This window comes from Brevundimonas aurifodinae (genome assembly GCF_040195595.1).
GTDB lineage: Bacteria > Pseudomonadota > Alphaproteobacteria > Caulobacterales > Caulobacteraceae > Brevundimonas > Brevundimonas aurifodinae.
This window is the reverse complement of sequence record NZ_JBEGDD010000007.1, coordinates 10,001-35,351: the sequence shown is the minus strand read 5'-3', so window position 1 is coordinate 35,351 and position 25,351 is coordinate 10,001. Positions and strand designations below refer to the sequence as shown.

The window sequence follows — 25,351 nt, the reverse complement described above, 5'->3', positions numbered from 1 at the left end:
CGAACAAGGCCGACGGGTGCCCTCTAGCGCATTCCGCCGGGCGACACCCCATGTGAGCGGCGTTCATCCCCAGCCGATCGGAGCCCCCATGCCGACTATCGCCGTGCTCGAGACCGGTCGCCCGCCGTCGGCGCTTCAACCCGACCATGGCGACTATCCCTCGATGTTCGCGGACCTGCTGGGTGACGCGTTCCAGACCCGGTCTTTCGACGTCCAGGCCGGCGACCTGCCCGAACCGGCCGCCTTCGACGGGGCCATCATCACCGGTTCGGCCGCCGGCGTGTACGAGGATCACGCCTGGATCCCACCCCTGCTGGACTGGATCCGCGACGCACGCGGACAGACCCGGCTGGTCGGTGTCTGTTTCGGCCACCAGGCCATGGCCCAGGCTCTGGGCGGCCGGGTCGAGAAATCCGGCAGCGGCTGGAGCGTCGGCCTGCATCGCTACCGGGTCGTCGAGGTCCAACCCTGGATGGCACTCGCCCCGGCCGAGATCGCCCTGTCGGCCTCGCATCAGGATCAGGTCGTCGCCCGGCCGGCCGACGCCCGCGTGATCCTGGCCAGCGACTTCACCCCCTTCGCCGGCCTGGCCTGGGGCGACGACGCCATGTCGCTCCAGCCCCACCCCGAGTTCACCCGCGCCTTCACCGGGGCCCTGGTCGAGGGCCGGCGCGGGCGGATCGAGGATGTGGTGGTGAACCGGGCGGTCTCCAGCCTGAGGGCGGAGGATGACCGGGCGGTGGTCGGCGACTGGATCAGACGGTTTCTGGCAACCTGACCCGTGCGGGCATCACGGCCACTTCACCACCGGCGGCATCGAACTGAGGATCGATTCGACGTTCCCGCCGGTCTTCAGGCCGAACGTCGTGCCCCGGTCATACAGCAGGTTGAACTCGACGTAGCGGCCCCGGCGAATCAGTTGTTCCTCACGCTCCTCGGGCGTCCAGGGCTCGGTCATGCGACGACGCACGATGGCGGCGTAGGTATCGAGGAACGCCATCCCGACGTCCCGCGTGAAGGCGAAGTCCCGGGCATAGTCCCCGCTGTCGTGATGGTCGTAGAAGATGCCCCCGATGCCGCGCATCTCGTTGCGGTGCGGCAGCATGAAATACTCGTCGCACCACTGCTTGTACTTGGGATACCAGGCGGGGTCGTGGGCGTCGCAGGGAGCGCGCATCCCGGCGTGGAAGGCGACCGTGTCCGGGGCCTCCTGGGTGCGCTCGCCATCCAGAACCGGCGTCAGGTCCGCCCCGCCGCCGAACCAGCTCCTGGTCGTGGCGATGAAGCGGGTGTTCATATGCACCGCCGGAACCCGGGGGCTGACCGGGTGGCAGATCAGGCTGATGCCGGTGGCGTAGAACCGCGGGTCCTCCTCCGCGCCGGGAACGGTCTTGGCATAGTCCGCCGGAAAGGTGCCGTGGACGGTCGAGACGTGGACGCCGACCTTCTCGAACAGCCGCCCGTGCATCATGCCCATGACCCCGCCGCCGCCCTCGTGCCGCGACCAGGGCGTGCGCGCGAACCGGCCGGGTTCGCCCGGAAACAGGTCGGCCGGCGCCGCGTCCTCCAGCGCCTCCAGGCCCGCGTGGATGCGGTCGCGCAGGGTCTCGAACCAGGCGCGGGTCTCCACCTTCTTCTGGTCGAGCGAGGGGGCGTCGGAGGCGTGGGCGTGGCTCATGACCACGTTCAATCATGCTTCGCCCAGCGCGTCACCGGGGCCGATGCTTTACGCCGCGCGGACGCCGGGCCAAGCTCTGCCGAACCCGGAGCCCGCCATGCGTTTCATCCTGCCCCTCATGCTCGGCCTGACCCTGTGCGGCCCCGGCCTCGCCCAGACGCCCGAGGCCGAGCGGACCATCGTCTCGACCGTGGTCGCCGAGCACGACCGGCACATCGATCTGCTGGAGCGGATCGTCAACCAGAACTCGGGCACGCTGAACCTGGCGGGCGTGCGCGCGACCGGCGAGAGGGTCCGGGCCGAGCTGGAGCCTCTGGGCTTCGACGTCCGCTGGATCGACATGGCCGAGACGGGTCGGGCCGGCCATCTGGTCGCCACCCATGACGGCGGCGGCAGGAACATCCTGCTGATCGGTCACCTGGATACGGTGTTCGAGACCGACAGCCCGTTCCAGACCTTCGTGCGCGACGGCGCGCGCGCGACCGGCCCAGGCATCGGCGACGACAAGGGCGGAGTGGTGGTGATCATCGCGGCTCTGCGCGCCATGCAGGCGGCGGGAACGCTGGAGGGGTCGAACGTCACCGTCTTCCTGACCGGCGACGAGGAGCGGCCGGGCGTGCCACTCGACGTCGCGCGGCGCGACCTGATCGAGGCCGGGCGCGTCGCCGACTATGCGCTGGAGTTCGAGAATCTGGCGACCGAAGGCGGCGCCGAGTTCGGCACCATCGCCCGGCGCAGCGCCGCCAGCTGGACGCTGACGACCGGCGGCGTGACCGGCCATTCCAGTGGGGTGTTCAACGACACCCTCGGCTATGGCGCGATCTATGAGATGGCGCGGATCCTCGACGGGTTCCGACGTGAGCTGCCCGAGCCCAACCTGACCTACAACGTCGGTGTCCTCGCCGGCGGCACGCCGGCCGAGATCGATGCCGACGGCTTCCGCGTCCAGGCCTCGGGCAAGACCAACATCGTCGCCGAGACGGCCATCGCCCGGGGCGATCTGCGTACCCTGACGCCCGAGCAGGACGCGCGGGCCCGGGCGCGGATGGAGGCGATCGTCGGCCAGAACCTGGCCCGGACCACCGCCGACCTGGTCTTCGGCGACGACGGCTATCCGCCGATGGCGCCGACGCCCGGCAATCTGGCCCTGCTGGAGCGGCTGAACGCGGTCAATCGCGACCTCGGCCTGCCCCAGATGTCGCCCTTCGACCCCGCCCGACGCGGCGCGGCCGACAGCGGCTTCGTCGCGGCCGACGTCGACACCCTGGGCGGCCTCGGCATCGCCGGTGGCCTGGCGCATGCCGAGGGCGAGTGGGTCGATCTGGACAGCCTGATCCGCCAGTCCCAGCGCGCGGCCGTCCTGATCGGGCGGCTGAGCCTGGGGGAGTGACGGGCCTCCTCAAGGTCTGCAACAGTGGCGTATCGATACCCGGAGACCACCCCATGATCCGCGCCCTGACCCTCGCCGCATGTTCTCTCGCCCTGGTCCTGCCGGCCGCTGCCCAGGACGCGGGAGAGGCCCGTGCCCGGCGTATCCTGGAGCGCACGCCGCTGATCGACGGCCACAACGACCTGCCCTGGGCCCTGCGTCAGGCGCACGGCTCGGACCCCTATGCGGTCAACCTGACCACCGATCTGGCGGGTTCGACCCGTCTGCACACCGACATTCCGCGCCTGCGGGCCGGCGGCGTAGGCGGGCAGTTCTGGTCGGTCTATGTCCCCGCCAGCCTGACCCCGGTCGAGGCGGCCAAGGCGACCTTCGAACAGATCGACGTCGTCCGCCGCATGGTCGACGCCCATCCGGACGTGTTCGAACTGGCCACCACCGCCGACGACGTCGTCCGCATCCATCGCGCCGGGCGGATCGCGTCGCTGATGGGCATCGAAGGCGGCTATTCGATCGACGATTCGCTGGGCCTGCTGCGCGAGTTCCACGAGGCGGGCGTGCGCTACATGACCCTGACCCATTCGCGGACCACGTCCTGGGCCGATAGCGCCACCGACGCCCCGCGCCACGGCGGCCTGTCGCCCTTCGGCGAGGCGGTGGTGCGCGAGATGAACCGGCTGGGCATGCTGGTCGACCTCAGCCACGTCTCGGAAGAGACGATGCTGGACGCCATGCGGGTGTCGGACGCCCCGGTGATCTTCTCCCATTCGTCCGCGCGCGGCGTGACGGACCATGCCCGGAACGTCCCTGACACCGTCCTGCGCGCGATGCCCGAGGACGGCGGGGTCGTCATGGTCACCTTCGTGCCCGGTTTCGTCTCCGAGACCTTCCGCGCCTGGAGCGCCGCCCGCGCCGCCGAACAGGCCCGGCTGGGCTCGCTGGAGCCCGGCGATCCCGCAGCCGTGACGGCGGGGATCCAGGCCTGGGACGCCGCCAACCCCGTGCCCGCCACCGGCATCGCCGACGTCGTGGCCCACATCCAGCATGTCCGAACCGTGGCCGGCATCGACCACGTCGGCCTGGGCGGAGACTTCGACGGTGTGCCGCGCCTGCCGACCGGGCTGGAGGGGGTCGACGCCTATCCCCGGCTGCTGGCCGCCCTGATGGCCGAGGGCTGGACCGACGCCGATATCCGCAAGCTGGCCGGCGAGAACGTCCTGCGCGTCATGCGCGCCACCGAGGCGGTGGCCCGCGCCAGGGCGGCCGAGCGCCCCTCGCTGGCGGCGATCGAGACGGACGAGACGCCGGAGTAGGGCCCTCAGACCGGCGGCGGGACCAGGCCGATCGACTTCAGCACCACCGCCTGGGTGACCATGATCGCCAGCCAGCTCAGACCGTCGGTGGCCATGGCACCCGACGGCAGGCCGCGCTGAGCGTGGTTCACGACCGTGGCGGGCACGACGAAGCCGATCCAGATCACCACGGCGCTGCCGATCGCCATGGTCCATGCCCCGGCCTCGGATGGCGCCAGGATCAGCGCCCCGGCCAGGATCGCGCACAGCCAGGCCTGGGCCAGAACGATGGCGACGATGACGGCGGGTGCCAGCGCCGGACCCGCCGCCCCGCGCCCCACCCGCCCGATCAACCCACGGACCAGCAATCCGGCCGCCAGCCCGCACCCGCTTGCCACCGCGATCGGCAGGGCGTTCAGTACGATATAGATCATCCGGGCCTCCCTCGTCGCCCGACAGGACCACTGCGCCTACGCCCTGACAATGCCGAGCGTCCGCCCTGCGGCGTGGAGCCGCGTGACAGCCGGACGCGCGACATCGTCGCCGCTGGCTTGGCCATAAGCTCTGGTCCAAGGCCGGGCGATGCAAACACCGACCGATCCGAAGCGCCGCCGCCTGGTCCAGGCCGTCGGCTGCCTCAGCTACATCGTGGGCGCGGCCGCCGTCGCGGGCCTCGCCGTCATGATCTGGCGTATCGTCTAACGACGACTTCACCCGCGCCGTCCGCGCGGCCTTCCGCTAGGATGCCCGCATGAGCACCGAAATGTGGATCGCCGTGGCCGTGTTCGCGGGCCTGAACCTGGCCGCTGCCTCCAGCGGGGGCATGTTCAAGCCGGGGGTCTGGTATGCCGGCCTCAACAAGCCCTCCTGGACCCCGCCGAACTGGGCCTTTCCCGTCGTCTGGGGCCTGCTGTTCGCCCTGAACGCCTGGGCCGGCTGGATGATCTGGGAGGTCGCGGGCGAGACGCGGCCGCGCGTCTTCATCCTCTACATCCTGTCGCTGATCCTGAACGCCGCCTGGTCGTGGCTGTTCTTCGGCCGCCGCCGGATGGATCTGGCGATGATCGACGTGGCCTTCCTGTGGGTGTCGCTGGCGGCGATCGTGGCCGTCTTCTGGATGATCCGTCCGATCGCCGCCCTGCCGGTCCTGCCCTACCTGCTCTGGGTCAGCATCGCCGCGCTGCTGAACTGGCGGATGATCCAGTTGAACCCTAACGCCCGCCGCGCCTGAGCCCTGTCTGACGCAGCGCCTCGAACAGGCCGATCCCGGCGCTGACCGCCAGGTTCAGCGAGCGGGCCTCCGGCCGGATGGGAATCACCACGCGGGCGTCGGCCGCCGCGTGGACATCATCTGGCGCGCCCGAGGGCTCGGAGCCGAACAACAGGGTGTCATCCGGCCGGAAAGCGAAGTCGGTCAGCGGCGTCGCCCCTTTCGTCGTGAACAGGACCAGCCGCCCCGGCCCCCGCGCCTCCTGAAAGGCGTCCCAACCGGCATGGCGGGTCATGTGCGACAGTGGTCCGTAATCCAGCGCCGCCCGCTTCATCGCCCGGTCGTCGAAGGTGAAGCCGGTGGGCTCGATGATGTGCAGGGACACGCCGAAACAGGCCGACAGGCGGATACAGGCCCCGACGTTCTGGGGGATGGCCGGTTGAAAAAGGGCGAGACGCATTCTAAGGCCCTCATTAGGCGCGGGAAGGGGTCCTGTCGCGGTACCGGTTTTCGATCGTTTCATTGAGCGGCGAAATCTTGCGGCGATGCGCCGCAAAGCGGGATCGGGTCATGTCCGCCGGATGGCGCTATAGGAACGCTCTCGTGCGCGGGGCCCTGTTCGGGCACCCGCCTTCGCAGTTTTTGGAAAGGTGAGCCGTGGCCGAATCGGTCGTGAATCCAGAAGGCCCCCATGGCGAGGCGCCCGAGGGCGAAGCCACCCGTCGGGACTTCATCCACATCGCGGCGGGCGCCGCGGCCGCCGGCGCCGGCGTGATGGCGGCCTGGCCGCTCATCAACTCGATGAACCCGGCCGCCGACACCCTGGCGCTGTCGACGGTCGAGTTCGACACGTCCAAGGTCGCCGAGGGCATGCAGCTGGTCATCACCTGGCAGGGCAAGCCGGTGTTCATCCGTAACCGCACCGCCGCCGAGGTCCAGCAGGCGACCTCCGTCAACTTGAGCGACCTCAAGGATCCCCAGACGGACACCGAGCGCACCAAGGAGGGGCATCAGTCCACCCTGGTCGTCCTCGCCAGCTGCACCCACCTGGGCTGCATCCCCACCTTCGGCACCGGCGACTACGGCGGCTGGTTCTGCCCCTGCCACGGCTCGCACTACGATGTGTCGGGCCGCATCCGCAAAGGTCCGGCGCCCATCAACCTGGTCGTGCCGGAGTATGAATTCACCGCCGGCTCCACCATCCGGATCGGCTGAGGCACACATCGATGAGCGGACACGAATCCACCTACGTTCCCAAGACCGGCGTCGAGAAGTGGCTGGACAGCCGGCTTCCGATCGTCCGGTTCGGCGCTGACTATCTGTCGCTGCCGACGCCCAAGAACCTGAACTACTGGTACACCTTCGGCGCGATCCTCAGCATCTGCCTGGTCGTGCAGATCGTCACCGGCATCTTCCTGGCGATGCACTATCAGCCGAACACCGAGATGGCCTTCGCCTCGGTCGAGCGCATCATGCGCGACGTGAACGGCGGCTGGCTGATCCGCTACGTCCACTCCAACGGCGCGTCGATGTTCTTCGTCGCCGTCTACATCCACATGCTGCGCGGTCTCTACTACGGCTCCTACAAGGCGCCGCGCGAGATGATCTGGATCCTGGGCTGCATCATCTTCTTCCTGATGATCGCCACGGCCTTCCTCGGCTACGTCCTCCCCTGGGGCCAGATGTCCTACTGGGGCGCCGAGGTCATCACCAATCTGGTCGGGGCCATCCCCCTGATCGGCGAGCCGATCCTGATCTGGCTGCGCGGCGGTCCGGCGATCGACAACGCGACGCTGAACCGCTTCTTCTCGCTGCACTACCTGCTGCCGTTCGTGATCTTCGGCGTGGTCGTGCTGCACCTGTGGGCCCTGCACACCGCCGGTCAGAACAACCCGGTCGGCATCCTGATCCCCAAGGACCGCGAGAAGAAGGACACAGTTCCCTTCCACCCCTACTACACGGTCAAGGACGGCTTCGCCCTGATCCTGTTCCTGATGATGTTCGCCGTGTTCGTCTTCTTCATGCCGAACGCCCTGGGCCACGCTGACAACTACATCCCGGCCAACCCGCTGGTGACGCCGGCGCATATCGTGCCCGAGTGGTACATGCTGCCCTTCTACGCCATCCTCCGGGCGATCCCGGACAAGTTCGGCGGCGTCGTGGCCATGTTCGCGGCCATCGGCATCCTGTTCGTCCTGCCCTGGCTGGACACGTCCAAGGTGCGCTCGATGCGCTATCGCCCGACCATGAAGATCTTCTACGCCCTGTTCGTCCTGAACGGCCTGCTGTTGGGCTGGTGCGGGGCCCAGCTGCCGGACGCCGCCGTGGTGCCGGGCATGCCCAGCTTCACCCTGATCGACGGCCAGCTGAACTCCTACCTGTGGCTGACGCGGCTTTCGACGCTGTACTACTTCGCCTTCTTCGTCGTGGTCCTGCCGCTCGTGGGGCTGAGGGAAACGCCGCTGAAGATACCGCTGTCGATTTCCGAACCCGTGCTCAAGGGTCCCGACGCCATGAGCGGCGCGGTCCCCGCCTCGGCCGAGAAGAAGGGCTGATACCGATGACCCAGTTCCTTCACAAAGCCATGCCCCTTCGCAAGATCGCAGTGGCCGTCCTGGCCTTCGCCACCCTGTCCTCTCCGGCCTTCGCGGCCGGTGAGGCCAAGCACCCCCGCTCGGGCGGATTCTCTTTCGAGAGCCCGTTCGGCACCCACGACCAGGCCCAGCTGCAGCGCGGCTACAAGGTCTATCGCGAGGTCTGCTCGGTCTGCCACTCGATGGACCTCCTGTCGTTCCGCACCCTGGGCGAGCGCGGCGGCCCCTTCTATGATTCCCATGCGGCGAGCCCGGCCGAGAACCGCTTCGTCCGCGCCATCGCGGCCGAAGCCCAGATCGCCGATATCGACACCGAGACCGGCGAGCCGATCATGCGTCCCGGCATCGCCGCCGACCGCTTCCCCAGCCCGTGGCCGAACCGCACGGCCGGAGCCGCCGCCAACGGCGGGGCCTATCCGCCCGACCTGTCGGTCATGACCAAGGCTCGCGCCGGCGGCGCGGACTACATCTACTCGCTGCTCAGCGGCTATGTGGACCCGCCCGCGGGCCTGCGCGTCGGCGTCGGCCAGTACTACAACCCCTATATGGCCGGCGACATGACGCCCTTCTGGGACGGCGATCCGGACAAGGTGCCCTATGGCGGCTTCATCGCCATGCCGCCGGTCCTGTCGGACGGCCAGGTGACCTTCGACGACGGCACCGTCGCCAGCGTCGATCAGATGGCCAAGGACGTCGCGGCCTTCATCTCGTGGGCGTCCGATCCCCGGGCGACCGAGCGCAAGCAGACCGGCATGGGCGTCCTCGCCTTCCTGGCCATCTTCGCCGGCCTGACCTACGCCAGCTATCGCAAGATCTGGAAGAACGTGGCCCACTAGGGTCGCCTTCCAGCCAGTCCGACCAGGCCCGCCGGAGTTCGCTCCGGCGGGCCTTTCGTTGTCCAGGGCGGGCTCTCGAAGGCCATGCGACGGCTTGCCGATCCTCTGCTAGTTTTCCGACCCTGAGCCGCGAGGGACGAAGGATGGCGGACGCGAAACTGGACATGGCCCGACGGCTCGACGCCTTCGTCGATGCCGCCTTCGCCTTCGCCGTGACCCTTCTGATCGCCGGCGGTGGAGACCCGCCAGGCAGCCTGACGGAGCTCAAGGCGGTCGCCCTGCGCGCCCCGGCCTATGCCGCCAGCTTCGCGCTGATCGCCATGTTCTGGCTGGGCTACCGCGATCTCGGGCGCCTGTGGCCGACGCGGGATCGACTGTCGACGGCGCTCAGCCTCGGCGTCGTCTTCCTGGTCCTGCTCTATGTCTTTCCGCTCAGATTGATGGTCGAGTCCGCGTTTCACGCCCTGTCGGGCGGTCGCCTGCCCGGAGGCGAACTGGCGGGCAGCTTCGTCGAGGTCCGCGACCTTTATCTGATCTACAGCTCGGGCTTCCTGGTCCTCTCGGGCCTGTTCGCGGCTCTCTACGGCCATCATCTGCGGCTCAGGCCGATCACCCGGGCCCAGGCGTCGGATGGGCGATCCTGGCTGATCAACTGGACCATTCTGATGAGCGTCGCGCTCCTGTCGGTGCTGACGGCCGCTCTGGCGCCGCCCCGGATCGCCGTCTGGGCGGGCGGCATGGTCTATATGCTGATCCCCCTGGCCATCGGCGTCGCCTCCTGGCTCGAGGAACGCAAGGCGAGCGGCCACCCGGCCACCGTCGACACGGACGGATCGACCCCCTAACCTTCTTCCCTCTCGTCACACGAAGGTCCGCCCATGCGTTTCGTCACCGCCGTCGCCGCCATGACCAGTGTCTGGGCCCTCGCCCTGCCCGCCGCCGCCCAGGAGACCGCCTTCGATCCGGCCCGCCTGGATCAGCACATCCGCACCCTGTCCGCCGACGACTATCAGGGTCGCGGCATCGCCACCCCGGCCGAGGAACGGGTCATCGGCTATATGGCGGGCGCGATGGCCGCCGCGGGCCTGGAACCCGGCGGCGAGAACGGCGGCTGGACCCAGGCCGTCGCCCTGAACCGCTTCTCCGCCTCCAACATCCAGGCCGCGCTGTCGGTCGGCGACTGGACCCTGCCCCTGACCCAGGGCGAGCAGGCCGTGATCTCGACCCGCCGGCCGGGCCTGGACCAGGTGACGGTCGCGGACGCGCCGCTCGTCTTCGTCGGCTATGGCATCAAGGCGGCCGAGCGGAACTGGGACGACTTCAAGGGCCAGGACATGACCGGCAAGATCCTGGTCGTCCTGGTCAACGACGCCGACTTCGAGGAGCCGGGGCTGGACACCTTCGGCGGCCGGGCCATGACCTACTACGGCCGCTGGACCTACAAATATGAGGAGGCGGCCCGCCTGGGCGCCGCCGGCGTCATCATCGTGCACGAGGACGCGCCGGCCTCCTACGGCTGGACCACGGTCCGCAACAGCTGGTCGGGGCCCCAGTTCGACATCGTCCGCGACAACGCCAATGAGCGGGTGCCGGTCGAAAGCTGGATCCAGCGCGATGTCGCCGTCGAGCTGTTCCGCCGCGCCGGGCTCGATTTCGACGCCCTGAAAGTCCAGGCCCGCAGCCGCGACTTTCAGCCCGTGCCCCTGACCGGCGCCACGATGGACGCCACCTTCGACGTGGCCTCCGAGCGGATCGAGACCCAGAACATCATCGGCCGCCTGCCCGGCACGACCCACCCGGACGAGACCATCCTGTTCACCGGCCACTGGGACCACATCGGCGTCGGCACGGCGGACGCCGACGGCGACGCCATCTTCAACGGCGCGGTCGACAACGCGTCCGGCATCGCCGGCTTGCTGGAACTGGCCCGCATCGCCGGAGCCGCGCCCCGCACCGAACGGTCCCTGGTCTTCATCGGCTTCACCGCCGAGGAAAGCGGCCTGCTGGGGTCGGAATACTACGCCGCCAACCCGCTGTATCCGCTGGAGACCACCGTCGGCGGCTTCAACATGGACTCGGCCAACGTCTATGGCCGGACCCGGCATCTGGGCGTCATCGGCTACGGCCAGTCCGACTTCGACGCCCGGCTGGAGACGGTGGCGGCGGCGCAGGGCCGGACCCTCGAGCCGGACCAGTCGACCCAGGCCGGCTTCTACTTCCGCTCCGACCACTTCCCGCTGGCCAAGCGCGGCGTGCCGATGGTCTATGCCGACTCTTCCGGGGCCTTCGTGGACGAGCCGATCGCCGAGCGCACGGCGGCGCGCGCGGAATACACCGCCGACCGCTATCATCAGGCCAACGACGAATGGTCCGCAGACTGGGACTATCGCGGCCAGATTCAGGACCTGGAGGTCTACTGGACCATCGCCCGCGACCTGGCCAACGGCCGCGACTGGCCCCAGTGGCAGCCGACGTCCGAGTTCGCCACGGCCCGGGCCACCAGCGCGGCGGCCCGGGACTGATCCCCTATCGCTGCGGATAGACCGGATAGGCCGGTCGCCGCGGCTGGGCCGGTGGCTGGGCCTCCAGCGCCCTCAGCGCGATCGCGACCGCGGTTTCCAGCTGCGGATCGCGACCGGCGGCCACGGCGGCCGGGTCCTGATCGACCTCGACATCCGGGGCCACGCCCGCGTTCTCGACCTCCCATTCGCCGCGCGGGTTGAAGAAGCCGACGTTGGGCGAGGTCACCTGTCCGCCGTCCATCAGCGGCGGCATGGGCCCGATCCCGACCAGTCCGCCCCAGGTCCGCTTGCCGACCAGGGTGCCCAGCCGCTCCTCCTTGAACATCCACGGCAGGGCGTCGCCGCCCGATCCCGCCACCTCGTTGGCGATCATGACGTGCGGCCCCAGGATGGCGTGGGCAGGGGTCCGGTCGATGGCGCCGTAGCGCGGCGACCACCAGCTCTGCAGATCACGCCCCAGCACCTCGATGATATAGTCCGCCATCTGGCCCCCGCCGTTGAACCGCTCGTCGATGACGGCGCCCTGGCGATCGGACTGGGCGAAGAAGTAGCGGTTGAAGCTGGTGAAGCCGCCCTGGCCGGTGTCGGGCAGATGCACATAGGCCAGCCGCCCGCCGGACAGTTCGTCGACCCGCCGTCGGTTGCCCTCGATCCAGTCCAGGTACCGCAGCCGTGCCTCGCTCGCGATCGGCTGGACGCTGACGTCGCGCGCGCCCGCGCCTGAGGCGCTGCCCAGCCGCAGGGTCACCAGACGCCCGGCCGTGCCTTCCAGCGCCTGCTGGATGTCCATGTCCGTCGTTACCGCCATGTCATTGACCGACAGCACGCAGTCGCCGACCCGCGCATCGATCCCCGGCTGGGCCAGGGGTCCGACCACGTCGGGCGAGAAGACCGTCGGGCCATAGATCCGGGTGATGCACCAACGGCCGCCCTGGACGGCGTAATCCGCCCCCAGCAGCCCCCCGGGCACGCGCCTCGCCGTGGCGATGGTGCCGCCCCCGCCGCGCAGATGCCCGACCGACATGCCGGTCAGGGCCTCGTGGAACACATAGTTCAGATCGGTCCGCGACAGCACCGCGTCGGCGAAGGGCTGAAGCTCGCGCTCCACCGCCGCCAGGTCCGAGCCATGGAAGCCGGGGTCATAGAAATAGGCCCGCTGCATGCGGAACACTTCGCGATACATCTGGGCCCACTCGGCGCGGGGGTCGATGCGGACGTCCAACTGGTCGAAGCTGACGGCCCCCTCCCCGGCCTTGATCGGCGCATTGGCCGGCACGACGGCATAGGTCGGCGGGCGCGGCGGCGTGCCCGGAGCCGCCTCCCCGCCCCCGGCGCGGGTGGCGACCAGCATGGTCTCGCCATTGGCCGACAGGTCGAAGGACATGACCCGCTCGGCCAGACGCTCGACCTTGCGGTCCTTCAGGGTGAAGCGGTTCAGCGCCATGTCCGCCGGCCCCGTCGCCCCGGCGGGCGTCGTCTCCTCCAGGAAGAACAGGACGCCCGGCTTGCCCGCCGTAAGCCCCGCATAGGGCCGCACCGGGATCGGCAGGGCGACGGTCCGGCGCTGGATGGCGTCCAGCGACTGACCGGCCAGATCGACCGCGATCGGGCCGCTGGGCGGCGGGGTGGGCTGAGGGCCGGTGGACGGAGGGGCCTCGGGCGTCTCGGGCGGGGCTGCGCCTTCGTCGTCGTTCAGCGGCGCGACCGGCGACGGCGTCCCGGCGTTCAGCGCCACCGCATAGATCGAATGCGTCGGGGTATAGAGGTTGCTGGACATGTCCAGCCGATAGGTCGCCGCCCCGAAATTGTTCGACCCGACGTAATACAAATAGTCCCCGCCGCGATCGAAGGTCGGGAAGCGCGCGTCGCCCATGTCCGACGTGATCTGGGTCGAGGACCCGCTCTCGACGTTGAACAGATGCAGCGCCGTCAGCCGGTTCTCGCCATTCCTCGAATAGACCAGCCAGCGCGAGTCCGGCGACCAGGCCATGTCGCTGGACACTTCGGTGAAGCCGCCGTGCGTCTGGGCCTGGCCGACCTGCGTCAGACGTCCGGTCGTGGTGTCCAGCACCCAGTTGCGCAGGGCGTTGTCGTAGAAGGCGACCTTGCGCGAATCCGGCGACCAGACCGGCTCGAAATAATAGGTCGGCTCCGGCGCCAGCGGGAATCTGCGGACCTCTCCCTCGCCGTTCTGGGGCGCGACATGCAGGGCGTACAGGCCCGATTCGTCCGAGAAATAGGCGACCTTCTGACCGTCCGGGCTCCAGGCCGGGCTGCGCTCCATGACGCCGGGGGTGTTGGTCAGGTTGCGCACCGCGCCCCGCATCGCCGGCACCGACAATATCTCGCCGCGCGCCTCGACCGCCACCCGCGCCGCGCTGGGCGACAGCACCACCGACTGGATCTGGTCGGCGACGTTCAGGATGCGCGGACGGGCATCGGGCATGTCGCCGGCCACATCGACGCGGATCGCCTGCGGCTGGCCTCCGGCCGTCAGGGTGAAGATCTCGCCCAGCCGGTCGAACACCAGGGCCGTGCCGTCGGTCGACAGCGACCGGATCTGGGGCCCGTCATTGGTCCAGACCGACGCCACCGCCTGGCTCGCCGGGTCATAGCTGTAGATGGAAATCGGCCCATCGCGGTCCGACAGGAAATAGATCATCCCGCCCATCCAAACCGGGGACAGATCGTTGGAGCCGTCGACCTGCGGGATCTCGATCGTGTCCAGACCGTCCAGCGTCGTCACATTGATGGTCGAGGCCCGCCCGCCACGATAGTTGCCCCAGGCCACATAGCTGGAAAAGTCGAAGCCGAACGCGGCCTGGAACGGGCTGTAGGCGATCGCCCGGCCGTCGCCGGACATGTGGCCCGCATAGGCATAGGGCAGAGGCATGGCCTCGGGCGCGCCACCCTCGGCGTCCACGGCGAACAGCTGTGTATAGCGGCTGGCGGCCGATCGGTTGGATCGGAACAGCACCTTCGCCCCATCGGGCGACCAGCCGACGGCGGCGTCATTTCCGGGGTGGTAGGTGATCCGCCGGGGCAGGCCGCCGGCCACCGGTACGGTATAGACGTCGATGTTGCCGTCGTATTCTCCGGTGAAGGCCAGGGTCCGGCCGTCGGGCGAGAAGACGGGCCCGGACTCGACCCCGACCCCGACCGTCAGCCGCTGGGCCCGGCCCCCGGCCCGTGGCACCGTCCACAGGTCCCCGCCGTAGACGAAGGCGACCTGCGAGGCGCTCATCGTCGGCTGCTGCAGGATGGCGCTCTGGGCCTCGGCGCTGCCGGCCGTGAGCGCCAGGACGGACGCCGAGGCCATGGCGGCGACAGCGAAACTACGGAGATCGAAGACCATTTGAACCACCCCTCAAACCAGGACGGGACAGTCCGACAGCGGAGGGGTTCTGGCAAGCGCCCAGGCAGAACCAGCGGGCGGGTGGCACCCTTGATCCGTCGGTCAGGCGCTAGTGGTCATCCACGGGCTGGTGGGTGAAACCCTTGACGCCGCCCAGCGGTTTGGCGTCACGACCGATCTCGACCTCGCTTTCGGCGTAGGCCACGATCAGACGCGCCAGATCGACCAGGGCGCTCTCGTGGATCCGCTCATAGCCGTGGCTGGCGTCGATGCCGAAGGTGATCAGGGCGGTGCGGATATCGGCCCCCGCCTCCAGGGCCGAGGCCGAGTCCGAGCGATAGTATCGGAACACGTCCTTCTGGTGCGGGATCTCGTGATCGCGGGCCAGCTGGACCAGCTTTCGCGTCAGGTGCCAGTCGAACGGCCCGGTCTGGTCGGCCATGGCGATGGTGACGCCGAACTCGGACGAGTTCTGCCCGGGCGCCGTCGTGCCGTTGTCGACCGTCACCATGGCGGCGACGTCGGGGATCAGCACCGAGGACGCCCCCAACCCCACCTCCTCGGCGATGGTGAACAGCCACCAGGTGTCGACCGTCGGCGTGCGCTCCTCGCGGATCATGCACTCAAGCGCGGCCAGCAGGGTGGCGACGCCGGCCTTGTCGTCCAGGTGGCGCGAGACGATGAAACCCGTGTCCATGAACTCCGGCTGCGGGTCGATGGCGACGATGTCGCCGATGTCGACGCCCAGCGCCAGGGTGTCCTCGCGCCCATGCGTGACGGCGTCGATCCGCAGTTCGATCTGCTGCCAGTTGACCGGCTGGGTATCCACCTCGTCGTTGAAGGTGTGGCCCGACGCCTTCAGCGGCAGGATGGTCCCGCGCCAGGACCCGCCCTCGGAGAAGACGGTCGCTCGCGCCCCCTCGGCGAAGCGCGACGACCAGTGGCCGATGGCGACCAGCTCCAGCCGCCCGTTCGACTTCACCGCCTTGACCTGGGCCCCCAGGGTATCGACGTGCGCGACCAGGGCCCGGGCCGGCTTGGCGGCGCTGCCCGGCAACCGGGCCCGGATCGCGCCGCGCCGCGTCAACTCGTAGTCGAGCCCCAGGCGGCCGAGCTCGCGGCACAGCAGCCAGACGGCCTCGTCCGTATAGCCCGTCGGGCTGGGCGTGTTCAGCAGGTCGGCCAGACGGGCCTTCAGGTAGTCGAGATCGATCTCGGGGCGGGCCAAAGGGCCTCCTTCAGGCTTCGGACCGGGGCGCGGCGCGCGCCGAAGTCGGGGCGGACAGGGGAAACAGCAGATCGATGAACCGCTCGGCCGTCGGCTGGGGCTCGTGGTTGGCCAGGCCGGGGCGCTCGTTCGCCTCGATGAAGGCATGGTCCGGCTCGCGCGGCGACTTCACCATCAGGTCGATGCCGGTCACGGGAATGTCGATGGCCCTTGCCGCGGCGATGGCGGCGCGGATCAGCGCCGGATGGACCTCGTCTGTGACGTCGTGAATGGTCCCGCCCAGATGCAGGTTGGCGGCCTTGCGCACCATGACCTCGGCCCCGTCCGGCGCCACGTCGTCCAGCCGATGGCCCGCCTCGGCCAGGGTGCGCTCCGTCTCGTCGTCGATGGGGATGGTCGATTCCCCGCCCGTCGCCGCCGCCCGTCGCCGGCTCTGATGCTCGATCAGGGCCCGCAGGGTCGAGCGCCCGTCGCCGACGACGCGCGGCGGACGTCGCAGGGCGCAGGCCACGACCTTGTAGTCGATGACCACCAGCCGCAGATCCTCGCCCTCGACCTGTTCCTCGATCAGCACCTGCGGACAGATGCGGCGCGCGCGCTCGACGGCGGTCCGCACCGCCTCCGCGCTGGACAGGCCGACGGCGACCCCCTGCCCCTGCTCGCCCCGCGCGGGCTTGACCACCAGGCTGCCGTACTGCTCCAGCGCCGCCTTGATGGCCTCGTCGTCGTCGGCGTCGATCCGGGCGGGCACCCGCACGCCGGCGGCCTCGACGATCCGGCGCGTCATCCGCTTGTCGTCGCAGACGCTGAGCGCCACGGCCGAGGTCAGCTCCGACAGGCTTTCGCGACACCGCACCGTCCGCCCGCCCCAGCTCAGCCGGAACAAGCCCCCCTCGGCGTCGACGATCTCGGTGTGGATGCCGCGCCGGCGCGCCTCATCGACGATGATCCGGGCATAGGGGTTCAGGTCGTGGTCGTCTGTCGGCCCGACGAACAGGGCCTCGTTGATGGGGTTCTTGCGCTTGACCCCAAAGAACGACACCCGGCGAAAACCCAGCTTGTCATAGAGGGCGATGGCCTGGTCGTTGTCGTGCATGACCGACAGGTCCATGTAGGCCAGCCCCTGGGTCTTGAAGTGCTCGGCCAGCCGTCGCACCAGGGCCTCGCCGATCCCCGGCTGGGTCGCCTGCGGGTCGACGGCCAGGCACCACAGGGACGATCCGCACTCGGGATCATCGAAGGCGCGGACGTGGTTCACGCCGGTCACCGTCCCGATCACCCGGCCGGTGGTGGTGTCCTCGGCCACGAAATAGGTCAGGGTCCGGTCGTCGCGCCGCGACCAGAAGAAGTCGGGCGGCACGGGCACCATCTTGCGCCGGGCGTAGATGTCGTTGACCGCCTCGGCGTCGCGCTCGGACGTCAGCCGGCGCACGGTGAAGCCCCTCGGCTGGCGACGGCTGGCGCGATAGATGGCCAGGTCCAGCCGATAGGTGTGGGACGGGTCCAGAAACACCTCCTGCGGCGCCTGGGCCAGCAGGACGTGCGGATTGCGGACATAGAAGGCGATGTCGCGCCGGTCCGGCCCCTCGGCCCGCAGCGCCTCGATCAGGGGCTCGGCCGTGGCGAAGGTCTGGGCGAAGAGCAGCCGCCCCCAGCCGCAGTCCAGCACCGCGTTGGCCGACGGTCCCTCGCCCGAGCGCACCGGCGGCTTCAGCCCCTCGTGGCGCAGCCGCTTCAGCCGGTGCGCCTTGGTCCGGGTGGGGCGGACGTCAGACGCCATGTTGCTGCATCCACATCTCGAGCACGGCGACCTGCCACAGCTCCGACCCGCGCAGGGGCGTGATGTGCGCCGTCGGATCGGCGAACAAGGTGTCCAGATATTCGGGGTCGAACAGGCCCCGGTCGCGCGCCGCCTGATTGGTCAGGGCCTCGCGCACCATGTCGAGGTAGGGCCCCTGAATGTATTTCAGGGCGGGCACGGGGAAATAGCCCTTCTTCCTGTCGATGACCTCGGACGGGATGAGCAGACGCGCCGCCTCCTTCAGCACCCCCTTGCCGCCCTGGGCCAGCTTGTGCTCGGGCGGGATGCGCCCCGCCAGCTCGACCAGTTCGTGATCGAGGAAGGGCACGCGCGCCTCCAGACCCCAGGCCATGGTCATGTTGTCGACCCGCTTCACCGGGTCGTCGACCAGCATCACCTGGCTGTCCAGACGCAGGGCCTGATCGACCGGCGTATCGGCGCGGCCTTGCGCGAAATGGGCCTCGACCAGGGCGCGGCTGACGTCGGTGTCGGCCATGTATGCGCCGTTCAACTGGGTCTTCAGCGTCACGTGGCTGCGGTCGAAGAAGGCCCTGGCATAGGTCTCGACCGGGTCGTTGGTCTCCAGCATCGGCGGATACCAGTGATAGCCGGCGAACACCTCGTCCGCGCCCTGTCCCGACTGCACCACCTTGATGTGTTTCGAGACTTCCTGGCTCAGCAGATAGAAGCCGACGTTGTCATAGCTGACCATCGGCTCGGACATCGCGCCGATGGTCCCGGGCAGGGCCTCCATCAGCCGGGCGTGCGGAACGAAGATCTGGTGGTGCTTGGTCCCGTAGTGTTTGGCGATCAGGTCGGAATAGACGAACTCGTCGCCCTGCTCGCCGTTGGCCGCCTCGAACCCGACCGAGAAGGTCATCAGATCGGTCTGACCCAGTTCCGCCAGCAGGCCGACGATCAGGCTGGAATCCACGCCGCCCGACAGCAGCACGCCCACAGGCACATCGGCGACCATGCGCCGCTTCACCGCCGCGCGCAGACTGTTCAGCACCCGGTCGCGCCAGTCCTCGGCGCTCAGGGACGCGTCTTCGGCGTGACGGGTCATGTCCGGCTGCCAGTACAGCCGGTCCCTCGCCGTCCCGTCCGCCTCGATCACGCGGAGGGTCGCCGGCGGGAACTTCTTCACCCCCTTCAGCAGGGTGTGCGGCGGCGGCACCACGGCGTGGAAGGTCATATAGTGGTGCAGGCCGACCGGATCGATCGTCCTGTCCACGTCGCCCGCCGCCAGCAGCGCCGGCAGGGTCGAGGCGAACCTCAGCCGCTTGCCCTGCTCTGCCAGATACAGGGGCTTGATCCCGAACCGGTCGCGGGCGATCACGGTCCGGCCCGTGTCCCGCTCGTGCATTACGAAGGCGAACATCCCCTTGAACCGATCGACGCAGGCCTCGCCCCAGGCCTTCCAGGCCTTGATGATGACCTCGGTGTCGCCGTGCGAGAAGAACCGGAACCCCATCCCGATCAGCTCCTCGCGCAGTTCGGGATAGTTGTAGATGCAGCCGTTGAAGGCCAGGGTGACGCCCAGATCGGCGTCGACCATCGGCTGCTGGGCCTTTTCACTCAGGTCGATGATCTTCAGACGGCGATGACCCAGGCCCACCGGCCCGCGCATGACGATCCCCGACCCGTCCGGTCCCCGTGGCGAGAGCGCATCGGTCATGCGTTGCACGGCGCCGGCATCGGCCGGTCGTCCGTCGAAATTGATCTCGCCGCTCAGACCGCACATGGGCCCTCCTTGAAACGTGGAAGCAGCGTGTACAAATGGTTCGTGTGCGAAAGAGTTTCAACCCGATGACGGCCTTTTCTCCCGAACAACCGCCCGATCCCACGGCGTCCCTGGTCCGATCCGTCCGGCGGATCGCCCAGGCGATCGATGTGCGGTCCCGCGAGATCGCGCGCCTGACGGGTCTGACCCTGCCCCAGCTGCTGGTGCTTCAGTCGATCCGCGCCATGGGCGAAGTCAGCACCAGCGCGATCTCGCGCGATGTGTCGATGTCGCCGCCCACCGTCGTCGCCGTGCTGGACCGGCTGGAGGCGCACGGCATGATCGTCCGCTACCGCTCGACGACGGACCGCCGCATCGTCCACGCCCGGCTGACGGATCAGGGTCGCGACGCCCTGACCACGGCCCCGGGCTTTCTGCGCGCGGACGCCCTTGCGCGCTGGTCGGCCCTGCCGCTGGACCAGAAGCAGGCGCTCGCGGACGCCATGGAGATGCTGTCGGCCCTCATGGCCGCCGAGCCCCCCGACCGAGATGCGGTCAGCGCCCCGGCGTGATCCCGCGCGGTGGCCCGCTCACGCCGCCCGCCGCGCGGCGAAGCGACCGTCCACCAGGGCCGTGATCTCCGCATAGCGGACCAGGGTGTTCAGCGCCTGGACCACCCGCTGCTCGATCTTCCTGCCCCCGCCCTTGAAGGCGCGCGCCACGGCGGCGGCGTCCATCGGCGCGGACGACGCCTGCAGCACGGCGCGGATCGCCATGACCTGTTCGCCCTTGTCCTTGGGAAAGGCGGGCAATCCCCCATCCTTTTTCGAGCCGATGGCGACGACCTGGGCCCCCAGGTCCAGCTCGCCGGTCCTGGGCGCGGCGGCGCCCTTGGCGAAGCGGGGGATCTGATAGTCGGGGCGCAGCCAGCGGACGTGGCCGGCGGCCTCCTCCGCCGCCCGCTCGGCGTTCAGGGCGACCAGGCGTTCGAGAATGAGCTCGTCCAAGTTCTTTCCTTCTCCCCTTGCGGGAGAAGGTGGCCCGCGAAGCGGGTCGGATGAGGGGTGAGACTCGGTGTCAACCGGGTGCGACCGCTGCGCCGTATCGGGGCGCGGCTCCGTACCCCTCATCCGGCGCTCCGCGCCACCTTCTCCCGCAAGGGGAGAAGGGGACAGGAGGGGAATCAGGTCGTCCCAGCCGTAGGCCTGAAGGGTCGCCCGATCGATCTGCTCGTGCAGGTCCTTCAGGATCAGCACCCGCCCGCGCGCCTTCACATCGGCCTCTGCGGCCGTCAGCTCGGCCCCCGCCCGGACCTTCTCCAGCACATTGTAGAGGCCGGTCAGCGTCAGGTCCGGATGCTCGCCCTGCACCGTCTTGCGCGTGGCGTCGAGCTCCTCGCCCAGCGCCCGGAGGCGAGCGCGGGTGGCCTCGTCGGGGTCGGGGAAGGGGAAGGGATCGAAGCAGCGGGACTTCGAGTAGCGGGGATCGTTGCCGTAACCGAGCCAACCGCCAAGAATCGGGGCCCAAGACGTGTGGACCCGGCTCGACAAGACCGCCAGATGCCACGCGTCCGAACTTGCTATGGCCACGAGCATATTGTCGGGAAGGATGCTCGTCTCGAGGAACTGAAAGATCCGGTGCTTAGCAGTTTCAACGGTCGCGACGTAACGCGTCAGGTCGCGCCAAGCGGTGCGAGCTTCAGGGACGTTCTCGCCAAACAGCCACCACCCTTCTCGGCGATAAGCGCGTGCGTTCTTGTCTCGCTCCGGTTTCAGGTGCTCAAGAACGTGCTGGTAAACTTCCGGATAGTCTTGGCGCACCCGTTCTGCAGATAGACCGAACAGGTCGATCACCATCACCCCACGCGGATAGGCCGTGAGGTCACGGCCGTTCCGATAGTGTCGAATATGATGCTCAAGACCGTCGCGCCGACCGAGCCCGAGTTGCTCAGCTTCTGCCGGCGTTACGATGAATCCCGCCCCATGCAGGACAACGCCACGCGAGGACAAGCCGGCGTTGGCCACAAGTTTTCCTGCGCTAGCAACGTCGATACCTACAGTGAGGTCCGGGTTGATTCTTCCGCGGCTATCGCTGAAGAACAGCGTCGGCTCATCCGTGTCCAGCCCAGCTTCCGTCATCACCTCGCGCAATTCGCCCTCGAACGCCCCCGCCCGCGCGGCCGTCATCGCGATCCTCACCGCCGCGCTGTCCTTGGTCGCCTTGGTCCACGGATGGTCCGGCACGGCAAAAATGATCGACACCGGAGCCTTCGCGTTGAGGTGACGCTCCATCACCCGGCGCTGGAACACCTGGCTGATCGAGTTGGTGGTGACGAGGCCGAAGCGGCGCAGCGGCGTCTTCTTGCGGGTCAGCAGTTCGGCCGCCCGGTCCCACCAGTACATGACGAAGTCGGCGCTCTCGTTCATGTGCGGATGCGCCTTCCACAGCGCCTCGGCATAGCCGGGCTCCATTCGGGAGCGCAGGTCCTTGCCGCCGATGAACGGCGGATTCCCCACGATGAACTCCGCCTCGGGCCACTCCGGCCGCCGGGCGTTCGGGAAGACGGGGACCGGCGACGATCCTCCCCCGTTCTTCACGGGGGAGGGGGACCGCGAAGCGGTGGAGGGGGCGGAGGCGGACGCGGTGTCTGGGGTCGCCCCCTCCACCCCGTCGGCCAAGCGGCCTCCGCGGTCCCCCTCCCCCGCGTCGCGGGGGAGGATTGAAAACTGCAGCTCCGGATAGCCGTCCCAGGTCAGGACCGCGTCCTTCTGCTGGATGTTGCCGAACGCCTTCAGGATCGGCTCGGCGGGGTGTTCGGAGCGGTTGCGATAGTGCTGCTGCAGATAGCCGATCCACAGCACCAGTTCGGCGATGGCGGCGGCCCGCACATTCAGCTCGATGCCCAGGAACTGGTGCGGATCGACCGTCTCCAGCCCGATGGTCTCGGTCTCGCCCAGCTGGGCCAGCGCCTCCAGCACCGTGCCCTCCAGGGTCTTCATCAGCTCCAGCGCCACATACAGGAAGTTGCCGGTCCCGCAGGCCGGGTCCAGCACCCGGGTGGCGCACAGCTGGTGGTGAAAGGCGCGCACCCGCGCGACGGCGTCCGCCATGTCGCCCCGCTCCCGCGCGTCGCCGACCTTGACCTCCACATCCGACCAGTCGGCCCGCAGCGGCTCCATCACCGTCACCTCGACCAGCCGCTCGACATAGGACCGGGGGGTATAGTGGGCCCCCAGCTTCCTGCGCTCGGCCGGGTCCAGCGCCTGTTCCACCAGGGTGCCGAAGATGGCCGGCTCGACATAGCGCCAGTCGTGGCGACTGGCGGCCAGCAGTTCGCCGATCTCCTCGCGCGTCATGGCGAAGGCCCTGGCCTCCTTGAACAGATTGCCGTTGAACCAGCGCAGATGGGTGCGGAACAGCGAGAAGAACCGGTCCGCGTGATCGCGCGCGTCCATCTTGCGCCACAGCTCCTGCAGCAGAGGCGCGAAGCTGTCGGGGCCGTCCAGCGAGTCTTCCAGCAGCCGGGTGAACTCGCCCCTGGGCAGCAGGTCCACGTCCTCGGCGAACATGGTGAAGATGCAACGCATCAGGAAATGCGCCACCTCCTCGGCCGGGTGGTTCCTCTCCAGCCGGCGCGACACGGCCGCCAGCCGCTCGGCGATCTGACGCGTGACGCGCGCGGATTCCCGCGTGGGGTCCAGCGACTGGGGATCGCTCCAGATGGCGCGCAGCCGGTCCCGGATCTCCTCGCGCCGCAGGTCCTCCAGCCGGATGCGATAGCCCTTGCGGTCCGGAAACTCGGAGTGGCCCCGGCCGGTGCCCGAAAAGTCGGCGAAGACCTCGAACACATAGCCGACGTCGCAGACGATGATGAACGGCGGGGCCGCATGGTCGGTCGGCAGGCGAACGACATAGTCCTCGGCCTGGCGCCGGGCGCTGCGCATCATGTCGTCCCACCGGCCCTCGGCGGCGGCGGTCGAGGCGGATTCTTCGGGCCTGAACGCCAGGGACGCCGCCGCCTGGCGCTGGTCGGCGCGCGACTGTTTGGCCTCCAGGATGAAGCAGCCGCGCTTGTACAGGTCGATCCGGGTGGTCGAGGCCGTGCCCTCGGACTCGCGCCGCTTCACCCCGCGCTCGAAGACATAGTCATTGCTGGCGGTGTCGGCGCTGGCCGGATCGGGGCGCGGCAGACCCAGGGCCTCGCACATCTCCGACAGGAACATCTGGTAGTTGGCGCGCTCGGCCCCGCCTCGCGCGTCCTTCCAGCGATCGATGAAGGCGTCGACGTCCAACCGCAGTCTCCCCGCCCCACTTGGCCCGGAAAGCCCGCTCCGCGCAACCGAAGGACATCGCCGGAGTGGACGATGACGACGCCGGCGGAGGGACCTCGCCGGCGCAGAACAGCAAAAAGCCCCGAGGCGAACCATCGGGGCTTTGAGATTTGGGTGCGGGAGCAGGATTTGAACCTGCGACCTTCAGGTTATGAGCCTGACGAGTGGAGCGGAGCCGTATACGGCGACGCGACGCGGGCTGCTCCATCGGCGCGCAGAACAGCAAAAAGCCCCGAGGCGAACCATCGGGGCTTTGAGATTTGGGTGCGGGAGCAGGATTTGAACCTGCGACCTTCAGGTTATGAGCCTGACGAGCTACCGGGCTGCTCCATCCCGCGGCAAACGGTAGGCGTGAAGGAAGAATGTTCGAGAGTTCATCATCGACTGTCCGCCTGGTAGACCCGGCGGCGACCTACTCTCCCGCGCCTTGAGACGAAGTACCATTGGCTCTGGAGGGCTTAACGACCGAGTTCGGAATGGGATCGGGTGGGGAACCTCCGACATAGCCACCAGGTCAACCAGGCGGACAGCAGATGATGAGAGAAGACATTGTCGTATTCGAAAAATCGAATGAGTTTTGCTGAGAAACGATCAAGCCGATCGGATTATTAGTACCAGTAAGCTTCACGCGTCACCGCGCTTCCACACCTGGCCTATCAACGTGGTAGTCTTCCACGATCCTCAGCGAAGCCTTGTTTTGAGGTTAGTTTCCCGCTTAGATGCTTTCAGCGGTTATCTATTCCATACTTAGCTACCCTGCTGCACAACTGGCGTCATGACAGGTCCACCAGAGGTATGTCCATCCCGGTCCTCTCGTACTAGGGACAGATCCTCTCAAGCTTCGAACACCCACGGCAGATAGGGACCAAACTGTCTCACGACGTTCTGAACCCAGCTCACGTACCACTTTAATCGGCGAACAGCCGAACCCTTGGGACCTGCTCCAGCCCCAGGATGTGATGAGCCGACATCGAGGTGCCAAACTTTGCCGTCGATATGGACTCTTGGGCAAAATCAGCCTGTTATCCCTAGAGTACCTTTTATCCGTTGAGCGATGGCCCTTCCACGCGGGACCACCGGATCACTATGGCCGACTTTCGTCTCTGCTCGACTTGTCAGTCTCGCAGTCAGGCGGGCTTATGCCATTGCACTCGACGACCGATTTCCGACCGGTCTGAGCCCACCATCGCGCGCCTCCGTTACACTTTAGGAGGCGACCGCCCCAGTCAAACTACCCACCACGCCATGTCCCGGGACCGGATAACGGCCCTCGGTTAGACGTCAACGACAGTAAGGGTGGTATTTCAAGGATGGCTCCACCAGAGCTGGCGCCCCGGTTTCATAGCCTCCCACCTATCCTACACATACGGTCGCTAACGCCAAGGCGAAGCTAT

18 protein-coding genes, 2 tRNA genes and 2 rRNA genes (1 of these 22 only partly in view) are annotated in these 25,351 nt (G+C 68.4%); 10 read left to right on the top strand and 12 right to left on the bottom strand.

Annotation, left to right across the window (positions count from 1 at the left end; genetic code table 11):
* Positions 1-88 precede the first annotated feature (88 nt).
* Positions 89-778, top strand: coding sequence for a type 1 glutamine amidotransferase (locus ABN401_RS09600; protein ID WP_349684621.1), 690 nt, complete (start codon positions 89-91; stop codon positions 776-778).
* Positions 779-790: 12 nt separating this feature from the next.
* Here ABN401_RS09600 and hemF read toward each other — a convergent pair whose 3' ends face one another.
* A complete protein-coding gene (hemF, locus tag ABN401_RS09595) occupies positions 791-1,678 on the bottom strand; it encodes an oxygen-dependent coproporphyrinogen oxidase (RefSeq protein WP_349684620.1) in 888 nt (295 codons plus the stop codon).
* A gap of 97 nt (positions 1,679-1,775) precedes the next feature.
* Between hemF and ABN401_RS09590 the strand changes: the two genes are divergently transcribed.
* Positions 1,776-3,068, top strand: coding sequence for a M20/M25/M40 family metallo-hydrolase (locus ABN401_RS09590; RefSeq protein WP_349684619.1), 1,293 nt, complete (start codon positions 1,776-1,778; stop codon positions 3,066-3,068).
* A gap of 53 nt (positions 3,069-3,121) precedes the next feature.
* Entirely contained in the window at positions 3,122-4,378 is a 1,257-nt protein-coding gene (locus ABN401_RS09585) for a dipeptidase (protein WP_349684618.1), read from the top strand.
* Between the two features lie 5 nt (positions 4,379-4,383).
* On the opposite strand, the gene ABN401_RS09580 is transcribed toward ABN401_RS09585, so the two are convergent.
* Positions 4,384-4,791 carry a hypothetical protein gene (locus tag ABN401_RS09580; RefSeq protein ID WP_349684617.1) on the bottom strand — a complete coding sequence of 136 codons (408 nt, stop codon included), beginning with the start codon at positions 4,789-4,791 and terminating at the stop codon, positions 4,384-4,386.
* A 317-nt stretch (positions 4,792-5,108) separates the two neighbouring features.
* On the opposite strand from ABN401_RS09580, the gene ABN401_RS09575 reads away from it, so the two are divergent.
* The gene (locus tag ABN401_RS09575; protein ID WP_349684616.1) at positions 5,109-5,588 is read left to right on the top strand and encodes a TspO/MBR family protein; all 480 of its coding nucleotides are present in this window, start codon (positions 5,109-5,111) and stop codon (positions 5,586-5,588) included.
* Here ABN401_RS09575 and ABN401_RS09570 read toward each other — a convergent pair.
* Positions 5,569-6,027, bottom strand: a complete 459-nt coding sequence (locus tag ABN401_RS09570; protein ID WP_349684615.1) for a tRNA (cytidine(34)-2'-O)-methyltransferase — start codon at positions 6,025-6,027, stop codon at positions 5,569-5,571. The two genes, ABN401_RS09575 and ABN401_RS09570, sit on opposite strands and share 20 nt — an antisense overlap.
* 197 nt (positions 6,028-6,224) lie before the next feature.
* Between ABN401_RS09570 and petA the strand changes: the two genes are divergently transcribed.
* The 5 genes from petA (at position 6,225) to ABN401_RS09545 (ending at position 11,519) form a co-directional block, all read left to right on the top strand.
* Positions 6,225-6,782, top strand: coding sequence for a ubiquinol-cytochrome c reductase iron-sulfur subunit (gene petA / locus ABN401_RS09565; RefSeq protein WP_349684614.1), 558 nt, complete (start codon positions 6,225-6,227; stop codon positions 6,780-6,782).
* 11 nt (positions 6,783-6,793) lie between these two features.
* Positions 6,794-8,122, top strand: coding sequence for a cytochrome b (locus ABN401_RS09560; protein WP_349684613.1), 1,329 nt, complete (start codon positions 6,794-6,796; stop codon positions 8,120-8,122).
* A gap of 5 nt (positions 8,123-8,127) precedes the next feature.
* Positions 8,128-8,997, top strand: a complete 870-nt coding sequence (locus ABN401_RS09555) for a cytochrome c1 (protein ID WP_349684612.1) — start codon at positions 8,128-8,130, stop codon at positions 8,995-8,997.
* A 143-nt stretch (positions 8,998-9,140) separates the two neighbouring features.
* Positions 9,141-9,842, top strand: coding sequence for a TMEM175 family protein (locus tag ABN401_RS09550; RefSeq protein WP_349684611.1), 702 nt, complete (start codon positions 9,141-9,143; stop codon positions 9,840-9,842).
* Between the two features lie 33 nt (positions 9,843-9,875).
* Positions 9,876-11,519 carry a M28 family metallopeptidase gene (locus ABN401_RS09545; RefSeq protein WP_349684610.1) on the top strand — a complete coding sequence of 548 codons (1,644 nt, stop codon included), beginning with the start codon at positions 9,876-9,878 and terminating at the stop codon, positions 11,517-11,519.
* 4 nt (positions 11,520-11,523) lie between these two features.
* On the opposite strand, the gene ABN401_RS09540 is transcribed toward ABN401_RS09545, so the two are convergent.
* The 4 genes from ABN401_RS09540 to ABN401_RS09525 all read right to left on the bottom strand — a co-directional run bounded on the left by ABN401_RS09540 (position 11,524) and on the right by ABN401_RS09525 (position 19,647).
* Positions 11,524-14,874: a S41 family peptidase gene (locus ABN401_RS09540; RefSeq protein ID WP_349684609.1), complete on the bottom strand. Its 3,351-nt coding sequence runs from the start codon at positions 14,872-14,874 to the stop codon at positions 11,524-11,526.
* A gap of 109 nt (positions 14,875-14,983) precedes the next feature.
* Positions 14,984-16,102 carry an osmoprotectant NAGGN system M42 family peptidase gene (locus tag ABN401_RS09535; protein WP_349684608.1) on the bottom strand — a complete coding sequence of 373 codons (1,119 nt, stop codon included), beginning with the start codon at positions 16,100-16,102 and terminating at the stop codon, positions 14,984-14,986.
* A gap of 10 nt (positions 16,103-16,112) precedes the next feature.
* The gene (ngg, locus tag ABN401_RS09530; protein WP_349684607.1) at positions 16,113-17,882 is read right to left on the bottom strand and encodes an N-acetylglutaminylglutamine synthetase; all 1,770 of its coding nucleotides are present in this window, start codon (positions 17,880-17,882) and stop codon (positions 16,113-16,115) included.
* Positions 17,872-19,647, bottom strand: a complete 1,776-nt coding sequence (locus ABN401_RS09525) for an N-acetylglutaminylglutamine amidotransferase (protein WP_349684606.1) — start codon at positions 19,645-19,647, stop codon at positions 17,872-17,874. The genes ngg and ABN401_RS09525 overlap by 11 nt, the downstream gene beginning before the upstream one ends.
* Before the next feature lie 65 nt (positions 19,648-19,712).
* Between ABN401_RS09525 and ABN401_RS09520 the strand changes: the two genes are divergently transcribed.
* Entirely contained in the window at positions 19,713-20,198 is a 486-nt protein-coding gene (locus ABN401_RS09520) for a MarR family winged helix-turn-helix transcriptional regulator (protein ID WP_349684605.1), read from the top strand.
* An 18-nt stretch (positions 20,199-20,216) separates the two neighbouring features.
* Here ABN401_RS09520 and ABN401_RS09515 read toward each other — a convergent pair whose 3' ends face one another.
* The 5 genes from ABN401_RS09515 to ABN401_RS09495 form a co-directional block, all read right to left on the bottom strand.
* Positions 20,217-23,918 carry a class I SAM-dependent DNA methyltransferase gene (locus ABN401_RS09515; protein ID WP_349684604.1) on the bottom strand — a complete coding sequence of 1,234 codons (3,702 nt, stop codon included), beginning with the start codon at positions 23,916-23,918 and terminating at the stop codon, positions 20,217-20,219.
* A 150-nt stretch (positions 23,919-24,068) separates the two neighbouring features.
* A tRNA-Met gene (locus ABN401_RS09510) sits at positions 24,069-24,174 on the bottom strand.
* A gap of 44 nt (positions 24,175-24,218) precedes the next feature.
* Positions 24,219-24,295, bottom strand: a tRNA-Met gene (locus ABN401_RS09505).
* A 61-nt stretch (positions 24,296-24,356) separates the two neighbouring features.
* Positions 24,357-24,471: ribosomal RNA gene (rrf, locus tag ABN401_RS09500) — 5S ribosomal RNA — on the bottom strand.
* Between the two features lie 73 nt (positions 24,472-24,544).
* Positions 24,545-25,351, bottom strand: a 23S ribosomal RNA gene (locus ABN401_RS09495); it runs 1,976 nt beyond the window's last position.

Excerpts from the sequence above, each read along its gene's own strand:
- ABN401_RS09575 (WP_349684616.1), top strand. The coding sequence starts at position 5,109 with ATGAGCACCGAAATGTGGATCGCCGTGGCCGTGTTCGCGGGCCTGAAC.
- ABN401_RS09560 (WP_349684613.1), top strand. The coding sequence starts at position 6,794 with ATGAGCGGACACGAATCCACCTACGTTCCCAAGACCGGCGTCGAGAAG.
- ABN401_RS09570 (WP_349684615.1), bottom strand. The coding sequence starts at position 6,027 with ATGCGTCTCGCCCTTTTTCAACCGGCCATCCCCCAGAACGTCGGGGCC.
- ABN401_RS09525 (WP_349684606.1), bottom strand. The coding sequence starts at position 19,647 with ATGTGCGGTCTGAGCGGCGAGATCAATTTCGACGGACGACCGGCCGAT.
- ngg (WP_349684607.1), bottom strand. The coding sequence starts at position 17,882 with ATGGCGTCTGACGTCCGCCCCACCCGGACCAAGGCGCACCGGCTGAAG.
- ABN401_RS09600 (WP_349684621.1), top strand. The coding sequence starts at position 89 with ATGCCGACTATCGCCGTGCTCGAGACCGGTCGCCCGCCGTCGGCGCTT.
- hemF (WP_349684620.1), bottom strand. The coding sequence starts at position 1,678 with ATGAGCCACGCCCACGCCTCCGACGCCCCCTCGCTCGACCAGAAGAAG.
- ABN401_RS09555 (WP_349684612.1), top strand. The coding sequence starts at position 8,128 with ATGACCCAGTTCCTTCACAAAGCCATGCCCCTTCGCAAGATCGCAGTG.
- ABN401_RS09540 (WP_349684609.1), bottom strand. The coding sequence starts at position 14,874 with ATGGTCTTCGATCTCCGTAGTTTCGCTGTCGCCGCCATGGCCTCGGCG.
- ABN401_RS09520 (WP_349684605.1), top strand. The coding sequence starts at position 19,713 with ATGACGGCCTTTTCTCCCGAACAACCGCCCGATCCCACGGCGTCCCTG.
- ABN401_RS09580 (WP_349684617.1), bottom strand. The coding sequence starts at position 4,791 with ATGATCTATATCGTACTGAACGCCCTGCCGATCGCGGTGGCAAGCGGG.
- ABN401_RS09550 (WP_349684611.1), top strand. The coding sequence starts at position 9,141 with ATGGCGGACGCGAAACTGGACATGGCCCGACGGCTCGACGCCTTCGTC.
- ABN401_RS09590 (WP_349684619.1), top strand. The coding sequence starts at position 1,776 with ATGCGTTTCATCCTGCCCCTCATGCTCGGCCTGACCCTGTGCGGCCCC.
- ABN401_RS09545 (WP_349684610.1), top strand. The coding sequence starts at position 9,876 with ATGCGTTTCGTCACCGCCGTCGCCGCCATGACCAGTGTCTGGGCCCTC.
- ABN401_RS09585 (WP_349684618.1), top strand. The coding sequence starts at position 3,122 with ATGATCCGCGCCCTGACCCTCGCCGCATGTTCTCTCGCCCTGGTCCTG.